This is a genomic window from Variovorax flavidus, assembly GCF_030317145.1.
Classification (GTDB): Bacteria; Pseudomonadota; Gammaproteobacteria; order Burkholderiales; family Burkholderiaceae_C; genus Variovorax; species Variovorax flavidus.
This window is the reverse complement of record NZ_JASZYE010000001.1, coordinates 1,343,875-1,360,599: the sequence shown is the minus strand read 5'-3', so window position 1 is coordinate 1,360,599 and position 16,725 is coordinate 1,343,875. Positions and strand designations below refer to the sequence as shown.

The window sequence follows — 16,725 nt, the reverse complement described above, 5'->3', positions numbered from 1 at the left end:
CTACTTGAACGAACGCAGGATGCGGTCTGCTTCGCGCTGGGCGTCCTGCATGGCCTGCGCCGGCGTCTTGCTGCCGGTCAGCGCGGCCTGCAGGCCGTCGTTCAGCGCCTTGGTCACGCGCTGGTTGTCGTGCGTGGAGAACTCGGCCACCGACACCGGCAACTGGTCGCGTGCGACCAGCGCGGCCGGGAAGTCGCGGCCGTACTTGCGCAGCGTGTCGGTTTCGTAGGCTGCGGGCGAGACGGCCACGTAGCCGGTGTCCATGCTCCACTGCGCGGCGCGCTCGGGCTGGGTCACCCACTTGGCGAACTTGAAGGCGGCTTCCTGCTGCGCCGGCGTCGACTTCTTGAAGATGTAGAAGTTGCCGCCGCCGGTCGGCGAGCCCTTGCGCTTGTTGCCGGGGATCATGCCGACGCCGAAGTCGAACTTCGCGTTGGCCTTGATGTTGGTCAGGTTGCCGGTGGTGGTGTAGATGATCGCGGCCTTCTTCTCGAAGAAGTCCTTGGGCGTGGTGCCCCACTCGACCACGCCGGGCGGGTGGATGCCGGCCTTGCCGAGGTCGACCCAGTATTGCAGCGCTTCGATCACCTTCGGGTCGTCGAACCGCACGGCGGTGCCGGCCTCGTTGGCGAGGATGGTGTCGTTGGGCGTGGTCAGGGTCTGGAACAGCCAGTAGGGGAAGCCGCTCGACGGAATCTGCACGCCCCACTGCGTGACCTTGCCGCTCGCATCCTTCCGGGTCAGCTTGGTGGCGGCGTCCTTGAGTTCGGCCCAGGTCGTCGGCGGCTTGTTGGGGTCGAGGCCGGCTTCCTTGAACAGCTCCTTGTTCCAGTACATGACGACGGTCGAGCGCTGGAACGGAATGCCCCAGGTCTTGCCGCCGGTCTGGCTGTTCATCATGAAGGCCTTGTAGAAGCCGTTCAGCCAGGCCTTGTCCTCGGCCGTCTTCACGAAGTCGTCGAAGGGGACGATCGCGTCCTCGTCGATCAGCGTGAACATGTCGGTCGACAGCAGCACGGACGTGACCGGCGGCGTGCCCGACTTGTGCGCGGTCAGCGCCTTGACGATGGTTTCCTGGTAGGTGCCCGCATAGATCGGCGTGACCTTGATGCCGGGGTTCTCCTTCATGAAGCCGGCCGCGAATCCGTCGATGGTCTTCGCGATCGGGCCGCCGACGGCCACCGGGTAGTAGAACTGGAGTTCCACCGGCGTCTGTGCGTGCAGCACGCTCGCGGTGCCGGCGAAGAGGCCGCCGGCGGCCATCAGTTGGACGGCGAGCGTCCGGATGAAAGTCTTGCGTTGCATGGTCGCTTTTTTCCTTGGGAGTGGCTTGGAAGTGAGAGATCAGTCGATGCGCTGGCCGCTGGCGTCAAAAGCGTGCGCGTCCTCGGGCGCCCAGCGCAGGCCGACGCGGTCGCCCGGCTCGGCGTGGAGCTGGCCGGCAATGCGCACCAGCAGCGTCTGCGATCCGATCGCGCAGCGCAGCACCAGGTCGGCGCCGAGATATTCCACGCTTTGCACGGTCGCAGGGATGCCTTGCGGATCGAGCGCGATGGCCTCGGGCCGCACGCCGAGCATGGCGGCGTGCACGCCGGTCGCGGCGTCGCTGCCGGCGATGCGACCGTCCTCCAGTGCCACGAGGTTCATGGGCGGCGTGCCGATGAACCGCCCCGCGAAAGTGGTGGCGGGCCGTGCATAGAGATCGCGCGGCAGCCCGGCCTGTTCGACCCGGCCCTGGTTCAGCAGCACGACCTGGTCGGCCATGCTCATCGCCTCCGTCTGGTCGTGCGTGACGTAGACCACCGTGAGCCCGAGCTGGCGCTGGAGATCGCGCAGTTCGCGGCGCATGTCCTGCCGCAATTGCGCGTCCAGGTTGGACAACGGTTCATCCATGAGACAAACCTTGGCTTGCGCGACCAAGGCGCGGCCGAGCGCGACTCTTTGCTGCTGGCCACCGGAGAGTTGCGAGGGCTTGCGGTCCAGCAGCGCACCGAGGCCCAGCAAGGCCGCGGCATCGCTCAGCCGCTTCGCCGATTCGGCGGCCGGCGTCTTGCGCACCGAAAGACCGAAAGTGATGTTGTCGGCGACGCTCAGGTGCGGAAAGAGCGCATAGTTCTGGAACACCATCGCGATGCCGCGTTGTGCGGGCGGCAGGTTCGTCACGTCGCGGCCGTCGATCAGCACCTGGCCGCCGCTGGCGGTTTCCAGACCTGCAACGATGCGCAACGTCGTCGACTTGCCGCAACCGGAGGGGCCGAGCAACACACAGAAAGAGCCGGGCTCGATATGAAGATTGACCGCGTGCAAGGCGGTACTTTCGCCCCAGGATTTGGCAATATCGATCAACACGATGGAGGACATGAAACCAGTATATGGAGCGCTTGTGACACCCGGTTGCAAAGAAGGCTCAGTGTTTTCCTGATCGGGAGTTGGTGAGAAACTTCGCTACAGTGAACAGCGCCTGTTAGGGCTTGCACACACCAAGGAACACATATGAGCAAGAAAGTCGCATACGTCACCGGGGGCATGGGGGGCATCGGAACGGCCATTTGCCAACGCCTTCACAAGGACGGATTCACCGTCATCGCGGGTTGCGGCCCCACACGGGACTACGCCAAATGGCTGGCGGAACAGAAAGCCGAAGGCTTCGAGTTCCATGCGTCGGTCGGCAATGTGGGCGACTGGCAGTCCACCGTCGAGGCTTTCACTAAAGCCAAGGCGGAGCACGGCAGCATCGACGTGCTGGTCAACAACGCCGGCATCACGCGGGATCGCATGTTCCTCAAGATGACGCCGGAAGACTGGAGCTCGGTGATCGAAACCAACCTCAACAGCATGTTCAACGTCACCAAGCAGGTGGTGGGCGACATGGTGGAAAAGGGCTGGGGCCGCATCATCAACATCAGCTCGGTCAACGGCGCCAAGGGCCAGGCCGGACAGACCAACTACTCGGCCGCCAAAGCCGGCATGCACGGCTTCACGATGGCGCTGGCGCAGGAACTCGCCAACAAGGGCGTGACGGTGAACACCGTGAGCCCGGGCTACATCGGCACCGACATGGTCAAGGCGATCCGCCAGGAAGTGCTCGACAAGATCGTCGCCACCATTCCCGTCAAACGTCTGGGCGAACCCAGCGAGATCGCGTCGATCATCGCGTGGCTCGCGACCGATGAGGGCGGCTACTCCACGGGGGCCGACTTCTCGGTCAACGGTGGGCTGCACATGCACTGAGGCGCCCGCAGCGCAAGGCCACAGAAAAGACCCGCCCCTGCGGGTCTTTTTTTGTTTTCAAGGAGTGTTTCCATGACCGCAGCCTCAGCAGCAATTCCCGCAGCACCCGGGAAGAAGCCCGCGATCTACAAGTCGCTCTACGTGCAGGTGATCACCGCCGTGGTCATCGGCGTGCTCCTCGGGCACTTCTTTCCCTCGGTCGGCGAAACGATGAAGCCGCTGGGCGATGCCTTCATCAAGCTGATCAAGATGATGATCGCGCCGATCATCTTCTGCACGGTCGTGGTCGGCATCGCCGGCATGGAGGACATGAAGAAGGTCGGCAAGACCGGCGGCCTGGCGCTCCTGTACTTCGAGGTCGTGAGCAGCATCGCGCTGGTGGTCGGGCTGGTGCTGGTCAACCTGCTGCAGCCCGGGGCAGGCATGAACGTCGACCCGGCATCGCTCGACACGCGGGCGCTCGCGGCCTATACCGGCCCGGGCAAGATGGAAGGCACGGTCGACTTCCTGATGCACATCATTCCCAACACGGTGGTCGACGCCTTCGCCAAGGGCGAGATCCTGCAGGTTCTGCTGATCGCCGTGCTCTTCGGCTTCGCGCTGCACCGCTTCGGCGGCCGCGGCACGCTGGTGTTCGACATGATCGAGAAGGGTTCGCACGTGCTCTTCGTGATCATCGGCTACATCATGAAGCTGGCGCCCATCGGCGCCTTCGGCGCGATGGCCTTCACGATCGGCAAGTACGGCGTCGGCTCGCTGTTCCAGCTCGGCAAGCTGATGGGCACCTTCTACCTGACCTGCCTGCTCTTCATCTTCGTGGTGCTGGGAGGGATCGCGCGGTTTCACGGCTTCAGCATCTGGAAGTTCATCAAGTACATCAAGGAAGAGCTGCTGATCGTGCTCGGCACCTCCTCGTCCGAATCGGTGCTGCCGCGCATGATGGAGAAGATGGAAAACCTCGGCGCGCGAAAGACGGTCGTCGGTCTGGTGATCCCCACGGGCTATTCCTTCAACCTCGATGGCACCTCGATCTATCTCACGATGGCGGCGGTGTTCATCGCGCAGGCCACCAACACGCCGATGACCCTTATGCAGGAGCTGACGCTGCTGGCGGTGCTGCTGCTGACCTCCAAAGGGGCGGCCGGCGTCACCGGCAGCGGCTTCATCGTGCTGGCGGCGACGCTGTCGGCGGTCGGCCATGTGCCGGTGGCGGGCCTGGCGCTGATACTCGGCATCGACCGCTTCATGTCCGAAGCGCGGGCGCTGACCAACCTGATAGGCAACGGCGTCGCGACCATCGTCGTCGCCAAGTGGACGGACGAGCTCGACGTGGAAAGGCTGCAGGCCGGGCTGAACAACGAGACCTGGGTCGAGGCGCAGGAGCCCGAGGAACTGATCAACGCCCGTACGGAAAAGATGGCATCCTGATCCGGCACTGGGCGTTGTTCTTGCAGAATGCAAGTCGATGCCCCATAGCGTTTCACTGATCAACACCATCGCGGCCGGCCTGGGGCTGGCGCTCGTCTTCGGCTTTCTCGCGGCGCGATTGCGGTTGCCGGCGCTCGTGGGCTATCTGCTGGCGGGCGTGATCATCGGGCCCTTTACCCCCGGCTTCGTCGCGGATGCGGGCATTGCCGCGCAGCTCGCGGAAATCGGCGTGATGCTGCTCATGTTCGGTGTCGGGCTGCACTTCTCGCTCGACGATCTGCTCGCGGTGCGGAAGATCGCGCTGCCCGGCGCGCTGGTGCAGATCGCGGTCGCCACGATGCTCGGCGGCGCGCTGGCCACGTGGTGGGGGTGGAGCGTGGGCGGGGCGCTGGTGTTCGGGCTGGCCTTGTCGGTGGCGAGCACGGTCGTGCTGCTGCGGGCGCTGGAAAGCCTGGGCATCCTGGAAACGTTCACCGGCCGCATCGCGGTGGGCTGGCTGGTGGTGGAAGATCTCGCCATGGTGCTGGTGTTGGTCTTGCTGCCGCCATTGGCCACCGCGCTGGGCGGCGCCGAGGGCGCCGCTGACGGCACTCCCGTCTGGCAGACGCTCGGCCTCACGCTGCTTCAGGTCGGCGGCTTTGTCGCGTTGATGCTGGTGGTGGGGCGGCGCGTATTCCCGTGGGTGCTTTGGCAGGTCACTCGCACGGGGTCGCGCGAGCTGTTCACGCTGTGCGTGGTGGCAGCCGCGGTGAGCATCGCGTTCGCATCGGCGGCGCTGTTCGGCGTGTCGTTTGCGCTGGGGGCCTTCTTTGCCGGAATGGTGATGCGCGAGTCCGAGTTCAGTCACCGTGCCGCGCAGGAGTCGCTGCCGCTGCGCGACGCCTTCGCCGTGCTGTTCTTCGTCTCGGTCGGCATGCTGTTCGATCCGGCGGTGCTCATCGAGCGTCCGCTGCAGGTGCTGGCCGTGGTGCTGGTGATCGTCGTCGGCAAGTCCGTGGCGGCTTGCGTGCTGGTGCTGCTGTTTCGCTACCCGCTCGGCACGGCGTTGACGGTGAGCGCGAGCCTGGCGCAGATCGGCGAGTTCTCCTTCATCCTGGCGGCGCTGGGCGCGGGGCTGGGCCTGTTGCCGCCCGAGGGCCAGAGCCTGCTTCTGGCCGGGGCGCTGATCTCCATTGCCAGCAATCCCCTGTGGTTCAGCCTCATCGAACCGCTGCAGAAATGGCTGCACGCCCATTCGTCCTTCGCGCGCGGGCTGGAGGCCCGGGACGATCCGCTGGCCGAGCTGCCGACGACCACCGAGGCCAAGTACCTGTCACGCCAGGTGGTGCTGGTGGGCTACGGCCGCGTCGGCCGGAGGATCGCCGCGGCGCTCAAGGCGCACGAGATCCCTTTCGTGGTGGCGGAGCAGAACCGTGAACTCGTGGAGAAGCTGCGCAGCGAAGGCATGGCAGCGGTCTGGGGCGACGCGGCGGACCCGGCGGTGCTCATCCAGGCGCACATCGCCCGCGCGAGAGTGCTGGTGGTCGCCACGGCCGACGCCATGAACGTGCGCCAGATGATCGAGACGGCGCGCACGCTCAATCCCTCGATCGAAACCGTCATCCGCAGCCACAACGAGGACGAGGCCCGCCTGCTTACGCAGGAAGCAGCGGCGACGGTGTTCCTGGGCGAGCACGAACTGGCCCAGGCCATGGCCCGTGCGGTGTTGCTGCGCGCGGCCAGCGCCTGAAGCGGATTCAGAGGTCTTCGATCACCAGCGTCCGGTATCGCTGCGCGATCGAATAGGGCACCTTGCGCACGTGCACCATCAGGCGCTCCGCCGTGGCTTCGTCCTTGGTCCTGACCATCAACGCCGTATGTCCCTCCCGCGCGAGCTGGGTGTAGGCGCGGACCGTGGCGGCATCGGTGCCGGCCGAGGGCAGGGGGCTGTCGGATTCGTGGATGGTGGGCGCGATCTGCTCGAGGACGATGTGCGGCGGGATCAGGTAGACCTCGTCGCCGCTGAAGCCGTCGTCGATCAACTGGTGCCCGACACGGCTGGCGTCCTGCGCGTCCGGAAACATCACCACGGAATGGCCGGTGGGGTAGAACGCGCCGCCGACGACCGCGGTCATGTGCTTGTCTAGCGTGAAGTGCTTCATGTCTCCTCCTCGCGGTGGATTGGACGAGACAGCTAGCTTAGGCTCCGCACCGACCCAGCGCCAGCGCTTGCGCGATGGCCCGGGAGAAATTGCCCCAAAGTGCCACTTGCGGATTTTCAGGATTTGCGTATTTAATTACGACTGGTCACATTTGTGACGATTCGTGAAATTGTCGCTAGGCGTTATCGGCAGGGGTGAATAGGATCGTTTTGTCTTATCACCATCCATGGCTTCCCCCGCTAACTCCATGTCGCAATTGCGAAATATCGCGCTCACCGTCCAGGAACTCGAAGAGGGCGAGTTCTTTTGGGTATTGATGGAAGCTACCGACTACGACCTGGAGGACGCGCTTCCCTACCTGCCGATCGAAGCGGCGAGCGATCCTCATCACACCTACGCCAATGCCTTGGTCGCAGGTGTCGCGGCGATCCGGAAGATGTTTGGCAAGGATGGTCCGCGCACGATCGAGATGCGCGGATCCTGAACCTGGGGAAACCATGCGAAAACTAGGAGCGGCCATTGCCGCGGGCACCGTGGCGTTGGTTGTCGCAGGCTGGTTCTATCGGCCTTCCACCTCATCCGAGTGGGCCGCGTGGGTCCAGACCCTGGGTGTTCTGGCGGCCATCCTGTGGGCGGTCCGGCTGCAGACCGCGACCTCGAAGGAGAGCCTGCGGCAGGCAGGCCAGGTCGCGGCCATGTTCGCGAACAACATGCACTGGGTCTTCCGCGAACTGAACGACGCCTGCGGCAAGCGCAGCTGGGACGACTACACGGTGCACCGGCGGATCCTCCATGAGGTTCTGGCGCAAGGGCGCGAGGTGACGCTGCAACTGCTCGATGGGCGCTCGCTCGCCATGGTGAGCAGCCTTCGCACCATCGCCGTCGAGGCACTCGAAATGACCGAAGGACATGGCGAGGACGGCAACTGGGGTCGCCTGCACAACTACTTCGATCGTCGGCTTCCCAGCATTTCTGCCTGGATGTCGGCCACGGGCAATCCGCCCGAGAGCAGCGGACCCACGGACTACGCCGGCCTGCGCACCTCGTTCGGATAGGGCTTGGCCCGAGATGGTTCGGTGGGGCTGAAGGTCGGACGCAGGGCCGCATACAGCACCTTGAAATGCGCATGGCGCGCCACGTACGTGGCGGAATGCGACGGGTTCGGTTCGAAGCGCTGTCGCACATCCGGCCGGCGGCAGACCTCTGCTTCCGAAGCTCCATCGGCCAGCCACGCAAGCCGCGCTGCGCCCAGCGCACCCCCAGCCTCGCCGCCCTCGCAAACTGCGAGCGGCGTCTCGAGGATGTCGGCCAGCAACTGCGCCCACCACGAACTGCGCGCGCCTCCACCGACGAGAACGAGATCACCGCTCGGCTTGTCGAGGGTGTCCAGACCGTCGCGGAGACCGAAGCTCACGCCTTCCACCACGGCATAGGCGACCTCGGCCGGTCCATGCGCGTGCGTCAGTCCGAAGAGGACGCCTTGCGCATTCGCATCGTTGTGCGGCGAACGCTCTCCTGAAAGATAGGGCAGGAACAGCGGGGCTCGGCTGCGAGCTTCGGCGTTCAAGGTCGCCGCAGCCGCCAGCAACGAGGCCTCGTTGCCGAGGCCGAAGCTGCGCGCAGCCCAGCTCACCGCGCTCGATGCCGACAGCATCACCGACATCTGATGCCAACGTCCGGGCAGCGCATGGCAGAAGGCGTGCACCGCACGCTCGGGATCGGGTGCGAAGCGATCGCCACAGACAAAGATGACACCCGAAGTGCCGAGCGAGACAAAGCCCTGGCCGGCCGCCACGAGGCCCATGCCGACGGCGCTGGCCGCGTTGTCGCCGCCGCCACCCGCGATCGGTATGTCGGCGGTCAGGCCCCAACGGGCCGCCAGTTCCGGCTTCAGCCTGCCGGCCACCGCGCTGCCTTCGACGAGGCTGGGCATCTGGTGGCGACCGAGCCCGCAGGCCATGAGCAGCTCGTCGGACCAGTCGCGCGCGCCGACGTCGAGCCACAGGGTGCCCGAGGCATCCGACATGTCGCTCGCCAGCGTGCCGCTCAGCCTGTAGCGCAGCCAATCCTTCGGCAGCAGCACGCGGGCCGTCCGCGCGAACAGATCCGGCTCGTTTTCCTTCATCCACAGCAGCTTGGGAGCGGTGAAGCCTGGCATGGCGAGATTGCCGGCAATCGCGGTGAGGCGCGGCACACTTGCCATGAGTGCCTCGCATTGCGCGGCGCTCCGTCCGTCGTTCCAGAGGATGGCGGGACGCAACACCTCGCCGGCCGCATCAATGGCCACGGCTCCATGCATCTGCCCCGAAAGCCCGATGGCGCGCACGGCCGCCATGGCGTGCGCACTGCTTCGATGCAGCGCCGACATGACGGTCTCGAGCGCCTCCCACCATTGCACGGGCGCCTGCTCCGACCACAGTGGCGCGGGGCGGTTCACGGAGAGCGCTGCGCGGGCCAGGGCGACGATGCGATGGTCCTTGTCCAGGAGCAGCGCCTTCAGCTCTGAAGTGCCGAGGTCGAGGCCGAGGTACACGGCGGTCTTTCAGGCGAGGCTGCCGAAGCGGCTGTCGCTCTGGCGCCGGAACTCGGTCGGCGTCATGCCCTTGATCTCGAGAAAGCGCCGGTTGAAGTTCGCGACATTGTTGAAGCCGACCTGATAGCAGATGTCAGTCACATAGTGGTCGGTCTGCATCAGCAGGTGGCAGGCGCTGTTGATGCGCACGCGGTTCACGAAGTCGGTGAAGCTGTTGCCGGTCGATCGCTTGAAGAAGCGGCTGAAACGGCTCTCGCTCATGCCCAGTTCGCTGGCGATGTCCGCCATCACGATCGGCTCGGCAAGGTTGGCGGTGATGCGGTTGACGATGACGTTGATCTGGTCGACCTCGGCGTCGCCTTCCACGCCCTGCATCTGCACGTTGGAGAGGAGGCGGTAGTCGGTGCATTGGGACAGGTCGGCCAGGTATTCGAGGAAGCGGGCGAGCCGCTGCAGGCCGTGTGCGGACTTCACCGCATCCCAGTGCGCCAGGGCGCGATCCTCCAGGCCGAAGAACTCGATGCCGTGACGCGAGCGTTCGAGCAGCTGGAGCGCCTCGCGCAGTTCGGGAATCTCGGCCGCGGCACGCTCGATGGGTTCGTGCCTGAACTGGATCACGCGGTCGCGGCCGGCTGCGCCGCCTTCAGGCGCGTCGAGCGAGATCCAGTTGTGAGGCAGGCGCGGCCCGCACAGCACGAGATGGCCGGGCTGGAAGGGGCCGATCCAGTCGCCCACGAACGCCTTGCCGGAGGTCTCGGTGATCAGGTGCAGCTCGTACTCCTCGTGGAAGTGCCAGCGCACCAGCGGGCTCGGAAAGCCGTGTGCCAGGCAGCGCACGAGGCCCGTTTCCTCAGGGGCCTCGTAGCCAAGGGAGGGCGAGCGGGTGATGTCGCGTTCGAGTTCGGGCTCGCGGTGCCGGGGCAGGTGTCGTTGGCGTACCGATGTCATGAAAGGGTCCTTCTCATGCACCTTCAGCTCATGACATTACCACCGTCGACATTCAGTGTTTGCGCCGTGATGTATCGCGCCTCGTCGCTGGCCAGGAACACGACGGCGCCGGCGATGTCGTCGGGGTTGCCCATGCGGCCGAGGGGGACTTCGAGCCCGACCCGGCGCTTCTTCTCGCCCGGTGCGAGGTGCTCGTACTTCGCGAAGAGCGAATCGACCTGGCCCCACATGGGCGTGTCGACCACGCCCGGCGCGATGGCGTTCACGCGGATGCCGCGCGGCGCCATGGCGAGCGCGGCACTCTGCGTGTAGCTGATGACTGCTGCCTTGGTGGCGCAATAGTGCGACACCAGCGCTTCGCCGCGTCGACCGGCTTGCGAAGCCATGTTGATCACCGCGCCGCCCTGCACGCCGGCATCGACCATGTGCTGCAGCACGCGCTGCATGACGAAGAACATGCCCTTCACGTTGACGGCGAACAGGCGGTCGTACGAGGCTTCGCTGCTTTCCAGCAGCGGTGCCATGTCGAAGAGGGCGGCGTTGTTGACGAGCGTGTGGATGGCGCCGTGCGATGCTTGCGCCGCATAGAGCATGCCGCCGACCGATGGCATGTCGGTGACGTCCGTTTCGACGTAGGCCAGGGCGTCCGGATGCTTGCGCCGCAGGGCCTGTACGCCATCGGACGGATTCGCGGCCAGGTCCGCCAAGGTGCAGCAAGCGCCCTCGGCCAGGCAGGCTTCGGCGATCGCTAGCCCGATGCCGCCGCCGGCGCCCGTGATGAGGACATGGCGCCCCGCAAGACGATTTGTCATTTGCCACCCCGCTGGATGAATGCCTGGACGCGCGCGTCGGCCCTGCGCAACGCGTCGGCGAGCCGCGCGTCACTGGCCGTGTCTCCCCACAGCGTCCGGTCCGCGCTCATCGCGGCGACCGAATCGGCCGCGTCGCAGATGGCGTGCGCCGCGGCTTCGTCCATGCCCTGATCCTGGTAGACGTAGGGGAGCGCTCCCTTGTGCCAGCGCTGCAGGAAGGCGAGGAACAGGGCCGGGAGCATCGCCACGCTGTCGATGCTCTCGCCGCGCGACAGCCGTTCGTGGACAGTGGGCGCAATGAAGCCCGGGATCTTCGAGAAGCCATCCATCGCGACCCGCTGGTTGGTGTCGCGGATCGCGGGATTGCCGAAGCGCTCGAGCACGACGTCGCGATAGGCCGGCAGGTCGACCGGGCTCGGTCGCTCGGGCGAATGCAGGCAGGGAATGACGTCATCCGTCACGTAGTCGAAAGCCATTCGCCTGATGGAGGTCATGTGCGTGCCTTCGTGGATGTATTGCAAGCCGAGCAGCGTCCCGGCCCAGGCGATGCAACTATGGCTCGCGTTGAGGATGCGGATCTTGGCTTCCTCGTAGGGCGAGACCGAATCCACCAGCTGTACGCCGACACGCCCCCAATCGGGCCGCCCATTGACGAAGTCGTCCTCGATCACCCACTGGATGAAGCTTTCCCCGGTCACCGGCGCTGCGTCGTCCCAGCCTGTGGCCTGGAACACGCGCTGGCGCAGTTCGGGCGGCGGCCTGGGCGTGATGCGGTCGACCATGGCATTGGGGCTGCTCGTCTGCTTGCGCACCCAGTCGAGCAGTTCGGGTTGCCCGGCACGCTCGATGAACTCCAGCAGGCCTTTTCGGAAGCGGTCGCCGTTGTGGCGGAGGTTGTCGCAGTTCAGCAATGTGATCGGTCCGGCATTCGCCGCACGGCGGGCGCTGAGGATCGCGCAGATGGCCCCGTAGATCGTGGTTCCGGCCTGGCCCTTGCGCGCCCGCTCGAGGTCCTTTGCGAGATCGGCGACGCCGAAGTCGAGATGGTCTTTCGAGTCGAGGTAGTAGCCCGCCTCTGTCACCGTGAACGAAACCACCCGCGTGCGTGGATCGGCGCCCCGGGCGATCACCTCCGTCAGGTTCGCGTCGTAGGCGAGCACTTCGCGGATGGATTCGATGCGTTGGTAGCGGTAGGCGGCGGCTGGCGAAACCGTCTCCAGCGTGTAGCGCCCGCCTTGAGCGCGCAGGGCGTTCTCGACGTCGGCCATGTCGGGCCGCAGGTTGGCGCCGACCAGCGACCAGCGCCGGTCGCCGGCCTCGATCAGCTCCTGCAGGTACACCGCCTGGTGCGCGCGATGGAAGGAGCCGAGTCCGAGGTGCAGGACCACGAAATCGGAAGAAGTGGAATCGGCCATGGCGGATTCAGGCGGCAACCGTGCGGCCTTCGCGATTGAAGAAGTGGAGTACCGAAGGATCGAGCTCGACGTTCACCGAGTCGCCGGCCTGCAGGTCGGTCCGGTCGTTCTGGCGTGCGACCAGCGGTACGCCGCCGACGTCGATGTGGATCAGCGTGTCGGCACCCAGCGCCTCGATCAGCTCGACGCGGGCGGGCGCGCCGGTCCCCTGTCCGTGGTGCACGCGCAAGCCTTCCGGCCGCACGCCGAGGAAGCCGTCGCTCGGCAGCCGTCCGCCCGTCAACGCCGAGAAGCTCGGTATGGCCTTTGCCTCGACCATGTTCATCGACGGCATGCCGATGAACTGCGCGACGAACTGGTTGGCCGGGCGGTCGTACAGGTCCATCGGCGTGCCGACCTGCTCGATCAGGCCGTCGCGCAGCACGACGACCCGGTCGGCCAGCGTCATGGCCTCGACCTGGTCATGGGTCACGTAGATGCTGGTCGCGCCGAGTGCGCGGTGCAGCTTGTGGATCTCCACACGCGTGTTGCCGCGCAGCGCCGCGTCAAGGTTGGAGAGGGGCTCGTCGAAGAGAAACACCTTGGGCGCCCGCACGATCGCACGGCCGATCGCCACGCGCTGCCGCTGGCCGCCGGAAAGCTCCTTCGGTGTGCGGCTCAGGTACTGCGTGAGGTTGAGCGTCTTCGCGGCGTGGTCGACCTTGGTCTTGATCACTTCCTTCGACACTTTCGCCAGCTTGAGCGCAAAGGACATGTTGTCGTACACGCTCATGTGCGGGTAGAGCGCGTAGCTCTGGAAAACCATCGCGAGGTCGCGCTTGCCCGAGGGCGTGCGCGTGATGTCCTTGCCGTCGAGCGAAAGCTTGCCGCTGGTGATCGGCTCGAGGCCGGCGATCAGCCGAAGCAGCGTCGACTTGCCGCAGCCCGAGGGGCCGACGAACACGATGAACTCGCCCTTGTCGATCTCCAGGTTCACGCCTTTGATGACATGTGTGTCGCCGAAGCTCTTCTGGATGTTGTCGAGTTGGAGATAGGCCATGGAATGTCCCCTGTCTTGCGTGTTCGTTTACTTGACGGCGCCGAATGTGAGGCCTTGCACCAGTTGCTTCTGGCTGAACCAGCCGAACACCACGATGGGCGCGATGGCCATCAGCGAGGCGGCGGACAGCTTGGCCCAGAACAGGCCTTCGGGGCTGGAGTACGAGGCGATCAGCGTCGCGAGCGTTCCGGCCTTGGCGGAACTGAGGTTGAGTGCCCAGAAGGCTTCGTTCCAGCTCAGCACCAGGCACAGCAGGCCGGTGGAGGCGAGTCCGCCGATGGACAGCGGCAGCACCACGTGACGGAACTCGGTCCACAGGCTGGCGCCGTCCATGCGAGCGGCTTCGAGGATCTCGGGCGGGATGTCCTTGTAGCTCGTGTAGAGCATCCACACCATGATCGGCAGGTTGGACAGCGTGAACACGATGGTCAGCGCCGTGCGCGTATCGAGCAGGCCCGCGGTCTGCGCGATGACATAGATCGGCACCAGCGCCCCGACGGCCGGCATCATCTTCGTCGAGAGCATCCACATCAGGATGTCGCGCGTGCGCTTCGTGCGGAAGAAGGCCATCGAGTACGCGGCCGGCGCGGCGATGAGCAGGCCGATGACGGTCGAGCCGACGCTCGTGATGAGCGAGTTCTTCGCGAAGAGCAGGTAGTCGCTGCGTCGCTGCACTTCCGCGAAGTTCTCCAGCGTCGGCTCGAAGATGAAGAGCGGCGGCACGTGGATTGCCTGCAGCTCGGTCTTGAACGAGGTCAGCACGAGCCACCCCAGCGGAAAGAAGAGCAGCAGCGACGCGACCCAGGCGCCCACGGTGCGCAGGCCCAGGGAGAGGATGTTTTCGGTTTGCATGCCGGTGCCCTCAGTCGAGGTTCTTGCCGATGATCCGGATCAGGAAGGCGGCCACGATGTTGGCCAGCACCACCGCGAAGAGCGCGCCGGCCGAAGCCACGCCGACGTCGAAGTTCATCAGCGACTGCTTGAAGATCAGGTAGGTGAGGTTGGTGCTCTCGTTGCCTGGCCCGCCATTGGTCGTGACGGCGATCTCCGCGAACACGCTCAGCAGGAAGATCATCTCGATCATGATCACCACCGCCATCGGCCGGCCCAGGTGGGGCAGGGTGAGGTAGCCGAAGCGCTGGAAGGCAGTGGCGCCGTCCATTCGCGCCGCCTCCATCTGCTCGCGGTCGAGGGATTGCAGCGAGGTGATGAAGATCAGGCAGGCGAAGGGAAGCCATTGCCAGGCCACCATGATGATCACGGAGAACAGCGGCACATCGGTCAGCCAGTCGACTGGCTCCGCGCCGAAGCTGCGCCAGAGGTCCGCGAGGATCCCGTAGATCGGATTCATCATCATGTGCTTCCACAGCAGCGCGTTCACCGTCGGCATGACGAAGAACGGCGAGATGAGCAGCACGCGCACGATGCCGCGTCCGGGGAAAGGCTCATTGACCAGCAGGGCCAGCAGCACCCCCAGCCCCACGGTGATGATGATGACGCTGCCGATCAGCACCAGCGTGTTCCACACAGCGGGCCAGAAGTCCGGGTCGGTGACGAAGTAGTGGAAGTTCTCCAGCCCGTTGAACGTGCGTTCGCCAGGTTGCATGAGGTTGTAGTTGACGAACGAAAAGTAGATCGTCATCGCCAGCGGCACGAGCATCCACAGCAGGAGCGTGATCACCGCGGGCGCCATCAGCGCGCGGGGCAGGAGTCGGTTCATGACGGCGGCTTTTTCTTCTGTCTCCTTCCCCCTTTGGGGAAGGGCCGGGATGGGGGCATCGCGTCGCAGTTGGTGCTGCACGCCCCCACCCCGACCCTCCCCCAGCCGGGGAGGGAGTGGGTTACTTGTAGTAGCCACCTTTTTTCATCTCGCGCTCGGCGGCGGTCTGCGAAGTCTTCAATGCCTGGTCGACCGTGACTTTGCCGGACAGCGCCGCACTCATCTGCTGCCCAACCGCCACGCCGATGGCCTGGAATTCGGGGATGGCCGCGTATTGCACGCCGACGTAGGGTGACTTGGGCAAGGTGCTGTCATTCGCGTTCGCGGTGTCGATGGCCTTCTTCTCGGCCTCGGCGAAGCGGGCCGCCTTCATGAACTCCGGCGATGCGTAGGTGGACTTGCGCGTGCCGGTCGGCACCGAACCCCATCCTTCTTCCTTGGCGACGAGCTTGACGTAGTCCTTGGAGGTTGCCCACTTGACGAAGGTCTGCGCCGCATCCACCTTCTGCGAGCTCGCAGGAATGGCCAGCGCCCAGGCCCACAGCCAGTTCGCGCCCTTGGGCGTGACCGCCACCGGCGCCTGCGCGAAAGCCACCTTGTCCGCCACCTTCGACTGCTTGGGATCGCTCACGAACGAAGCGGCGATGGTCGCGTCGACCCACATGCCGCACTTGCCCTCGTTGAAGAGCGCGAGGTTCTCGTTGAAGCTGTTGGCCGACGCACCGGGCGGGCCGTAGGCCTTCATCATGTCGACGTAGAAGTTGATCGCGTCATGCCAGGGCTTGGTGTCGATCTGCGGCTTCCAACTCATGTCGAACCACTGGCCGCCGTTGGTGTTGACCATGGTCGTGAGCAGCGCCATGTTGTCGCCCCAGCCGGGCTTGCCGCGCAGGCACATGCCGTAGACACCGGCCTTCGGGTCGTGGATCTTGCCTGCGAGTTCCTTCACCTGGGTCCATGTCGGCTGCTCGGGCATCTTGAAGCCCACCTTGTCGGCGAGGTCCTTGCGGTACATGAGCATCGAACTCTCGCCGTAGAAAGGCGAGGCGTAGAGCTTGCCGTCGGCCGAGAGCCCGTTGCGCATCGCGGGCAAGAGGTCGTCGACGTCGAAGGCGGCATCGGTCGCGATCGGCAGCAGCCAGCCCTTCTTGGCCCAGATCGGCGTCTCGTACATGCCGATGGTCATCACGTCGAACTGGCCGCCTTTGGTTGCGATGTCGGTCGTGACGCGCTGGCGCAGCGTGCCTTCCTCGAGCGTCACCCACTTGAGCTTGATATCCGGATTCGCCTGCTCGAAGAACTTTGTGAGCTTCTGCATTTCGATCATGTGGCCGTTGTTCACGGTGGCGATGACCAGTTCGGTCGCGGCGTGCGCGAGGCCGGTGCCTGCGATCGCGAGCACCAGGCCCGCCTTCAGAAAACGCTTCATGAGTTGTCTCCTTGTGGTCAGCGACAGGC

General features: G+C 65.3%; 16 protein-coding genes. 5 read left to right on the top strand and 11 right to left on the bottom strand.

Features of this window, described 5'->3' with window-relative positions:
• Both QTH90_RS06580 and QTH90_RS06575 read right to left on the bottom strand, forming a co-directional pair.
• A complete protein-coding gene (locus QTH90_RS06580) occupies window positions 1-1,305 on the bottom strand; it encodes an ABC transporter substrate-binding protein (RefSeq protein ID WP_286663696.1) in 1,305 nt (434 codons plus the stop codon).
• 39 nt (window positions 1,306-1,344) lie between these two features.
• Window positions 1,345-2,361, bottom strand: coding sequence for an ABC transporter ATP-binding protein (locus tag QTH90_RS06575; RefSeq protein WP_286663695.1), 1,017 nt, complete (start codon window positions 2,359-2,361; stop codon window positions 1,345-1,347).
• A gap of 132 nt (window positions 2,362-2,493) precedes the next feature.
• Here QTH90_RS06575 and phbB point away from each other — a divergent pair, with 132 nt between their 5' ends.
• The 3 genes from phbB to QTH90_RS06560 all read left to right on the top strand — a co-directional run bounded on the left by phbB (window position 2,494) and on the right by QTH90_RS06560 (window position 6,388).
• Window positions 2,494-3,231: an acetoacetyl-CoA reductase gene (gene phbB, locus QTH90_RS06570; RefSeq protein ID WP_286663694.1), complete on the top strand. Its 738-nt coding sequence runs from the start codon at window positions 2,494-2,496 to the stop codon at window positions 3,229-3,231.
• A gap of 72 nt (window positions 3,232-3,303) precedes the next feature.
• Window positions 3,304-4,659, top strand: coding sequence for a dicarboxylate/amino acid:cation symporter (locus QTH90_RS06565; RefSeq protein ID WP_286663693.1), 1,356 nt, complete (start codon window positions 3,304-3,306; stop codon window positions 4,657-4,659).
• 37 nt (window positions 4,660-4,696) lie between these two features.
• Window positions 4,697-6,388 carry a cation:proton antiporter domain-containing protein gene (locus QTH90_RS06560; RefSeq protein ID WP_286663692.1) on the top strand — a complete coding sequence of 564 codons (1,692 nt, stop codon included), beginning with the start codon at window positions 4,697-4,699 and terminating at the stop codon, window positions 6,386-6,388.
• A 7-nt stretch (window positions 6,389-6,395) separates the two neighbouring features.
• On the opposite strand, the gene QTH90_RS06555 is transcribed toward QTH90_RS06560, so the two are convergent.
• Window positions 6,396-6,800, bottom strand: a complete 405-nt coding sequence (locus QTH90_RS06555; RefSeq protein WP_286663691.1) for a hypothetical protein — start codon at window positions 6,798-6,800, stop codon at window positions 6,396-6,398.
• 247 nt (window positions 6,801-7,047) lie between these two features.
• On the opposite strand from QTH90_RS06555, the gene QTH90_RS06550 reads away from it, so the two are divergent.
• The gene (locus QTH90_RS06550) at window positions 7,048-7,284 is read left to right on the top strand and encodes a hypothetical protein (protein WP_286663690.1); all 237 of its coding nucleotides are present in this window, start codon (window positions 7,048-7,050) and stop codon (window positions 7,282-7,284) included.
• A 13-nt stretch (window positions 7,285-7,297) separates the two neighbouring features.
• The gene (locus tag QTH90_RS06545) at window positions 7,298-7,855 is read left to right on the top strand and encodes a hypothetical protein (protein WP_286663689.1); all 558 of its coding nucleotides are present in this window, start codon (window positions 7,298-7,300) and stop codon (window positions 7,853-7,855) included.
• Here QTH90_RS06545 and xylB read toward each other — a convergent pair.
• The 8 genes from xylB to QTH90_RS06505 form a co-directional block, all read right to left on the bottom strand.
• Window positions 7,825-9,333, bottom strand: coding sequence for a xylulokinase (gene xylB / locus QTH90_RS06540; protein ID WP_286663688.1), 1,509 nt, complete (start codon window positions 9,331-9,333; stop codon window positions 7,825-7,827). The two genes, QTH90_RS06545 and xylB, sit on opposite strands and share 31 nt — an antisense overlap.
• A gap of 9 nt (window positions 9,334-9,342) precedes the next feature.
• Window positions 9,343-10,281, bottom strand: a complete 939-nt coding sequence (locus tag QTH90_RS06535; protein ID WP_286663687.1) for an AraC family transcriptional regulator — start codon at window positions 10,279-10,281, stop codon at window positions 9,343-9,345.
• 23 nt (window positions 10,282-10,304) lie between these two features.
• The gene (locus QTH90_RS06530; RefSeq protein ID WP_286663686.1) at window positions 10,305-11,093 is read right to left on the bottom strand and encodes an L-iditol 2-dehydrogenase; all 789 of its coding nucleotides are present in this window, start codon (window positions 11,091-11,093) and stop codon (window positions 10,305-10,307) included.
• On the bottom strand, window positions 11,090-12,508 hold the full coding sequence (dalD, locus tag QTH90_RS06525; protein ID WP_286663685.1) for a D-arabinitol 4-dehydrogenase: 1,419 nt from the start codon (window positions 12,506-12,508) through the stop codon (window positions 11,090-11,092). Before dalD ends, QTH90_RS06530 begins: the two co-directional genes overlap by 4 nt.
• A gap of 7 nt (window positions 12,509-12,515) precedes the next feature.
• Window positions 12,516-13,547 (bottom strand): ABC transporter ATP-binding protein, encoded by a 1,032-nt coding sequence (locus tag QTH90_RS06520; protein ID WP_286663684.1) that lies wholly within the window; start codon window positions 13,545-13,547, stop codon window positions 12,516-12,518.
• A gap of 27 nt (window positions 13,548-13,574) precedes the next feature.
• A complete protein-coding gene (locus tag QTH90_RS06515) occupies window positions 13,575-14,399 on the bottom strand; it encodes a carbohydrate ABC transporter permease (RefSeq protein WP_286663683.1) in 825 nt (274 codons plus the stop codon).
• 10 nt (window positions 14,400-14,409) lie between these two features.
• Window positions 14,410-15,267: a carbohydrate ABC transporter permease gene (locus QTH90_RS06510; RefSeq protein ID WP_286663682.1), complete on the bottom strand. Its 858-nt coding sequence runs from the start codon at window positions 15,265-15,267 to the stop codon at window positions 14,410-14,412.
• Window positions 15,268-15,388: 121 nt separating this feature from the next.
• A complete protein-coding gene (locus QTH90_RS06505; RefSeq protein WP_286663681.1) occupies window positions 15,389-16,696 on the bottom strand; it encodes an ABC transporter substrate-binding protein in 1,308 nt (435 codons plus the stop codon).
• Between the last annotated feature and the right edge of the window lie 29 nt (window positions 16,697-16,725).

Bases quoted from the DNA above. Each gene is read 5' to 3' on its own strand.
- QTH90_RS06580 (WP_286663696.1), bottom strand. From the start codon at position 1,305: ATGCAACGCAAGACTTTCATCCGGACGCTCGCCGTCCAACTGATGGCC.
- QTH90_RS06575 (WP_286663695.1), bottom strand. From the start codon at position 2,361: ATGTCCTCCATCGTGTTGATCGATATTGCCAAATCCTGGGGCGAAAGT.
- phbB (WP_286663694.1), top strand. From the start codon at position 2,494: ATGAGCAAGAAAGTCGCATACGTCACCGGGGGCATGGGGGGCATCGGA.
- QTH90_RS06565 (WP_286663693.1), top strand. From the start codon at position 3,304: ATGACCGCAGCCTCAGCAGCAATTCCCGCAGCACCCGGGAAGAAGCCC.
- QTH90_RS06560 (WP_286663692.1), top strand. From the start codon at position 4,697: ATGCCCCATAGCGTTTCACTGATCAACACCATCGCGGCCGGCCTGGGG.
- QTH90_RS06555 (WP_286663691.1), bottom strand. From the start codon at position 6,800: ATGAAGCACTTCACGCTAGACAAGCACATGACCGCGGTCGTCGGCGGC.
- QTH90_RS06550 (WP_286663690.1), top strand. From the start codon at position 7,048: ATGTCGCAATTGCGAAATATCGCGCTCACCGTCCAGGAACTCGAAGAG.
- QTH90_RS06545 (WP_286663689.1), top strand. From the start codon at position 7,298: ATGCGAAAACTAGGAGCGGCCATTGCCGCGGGCACCGTGGCGTTGGTT.
- QTH90_RS06535 (WP_286663687.1), bottom strand. From the start codon at position 10,281: ATGACATCGGTACGCCAACGACACCTGCCCCGGCACCGCGAGCCCGAA.
- QTH90_RS06530 (WP_286663686.1), bottom strand. From the start codon at position 11,093: ATGACAAATCGTCTTGCGGGGCGCCATGTCCTCATCACGGGCGCCGGC.
- dalD (WP_286663685.1), bottom strand. From the start codon at position 12,508: ATGGCCGATTCCACTTCTTCCGATTTCGTGGTCCTGCACCTCGGACTC.
- QTH90_RS06520 (WP_286663684.1), bottom strand. From the start codon at position 13,547: ATGGCCTATCTCCAACTCGACAACATCCAGAAGAGCTTCGGCGACACA.
- QTH90_RS06515 (WP_286663683.1), bottom strand. From the start codon at position 14,399: ATGCAAACCGAAAACATCCTCTCCCTGGGCCTGCGCACCGTGGGCGCC.
- QTH90_RS06510 (WP_286663682.1), bottom strand. From the start codon at position 15,267: ATGAACCGACTCCTGCCCCGCGCGCTGATGGCGCCCGCGGTGATCACG.
- QTH90_RS06505 (WP_286663681.1), bottom strand. From the start codon at position 16,696: ATGAAGCGTTTTCTGAAGGCGGGCCTGGTGCTCGCGATCGCAGGCACC.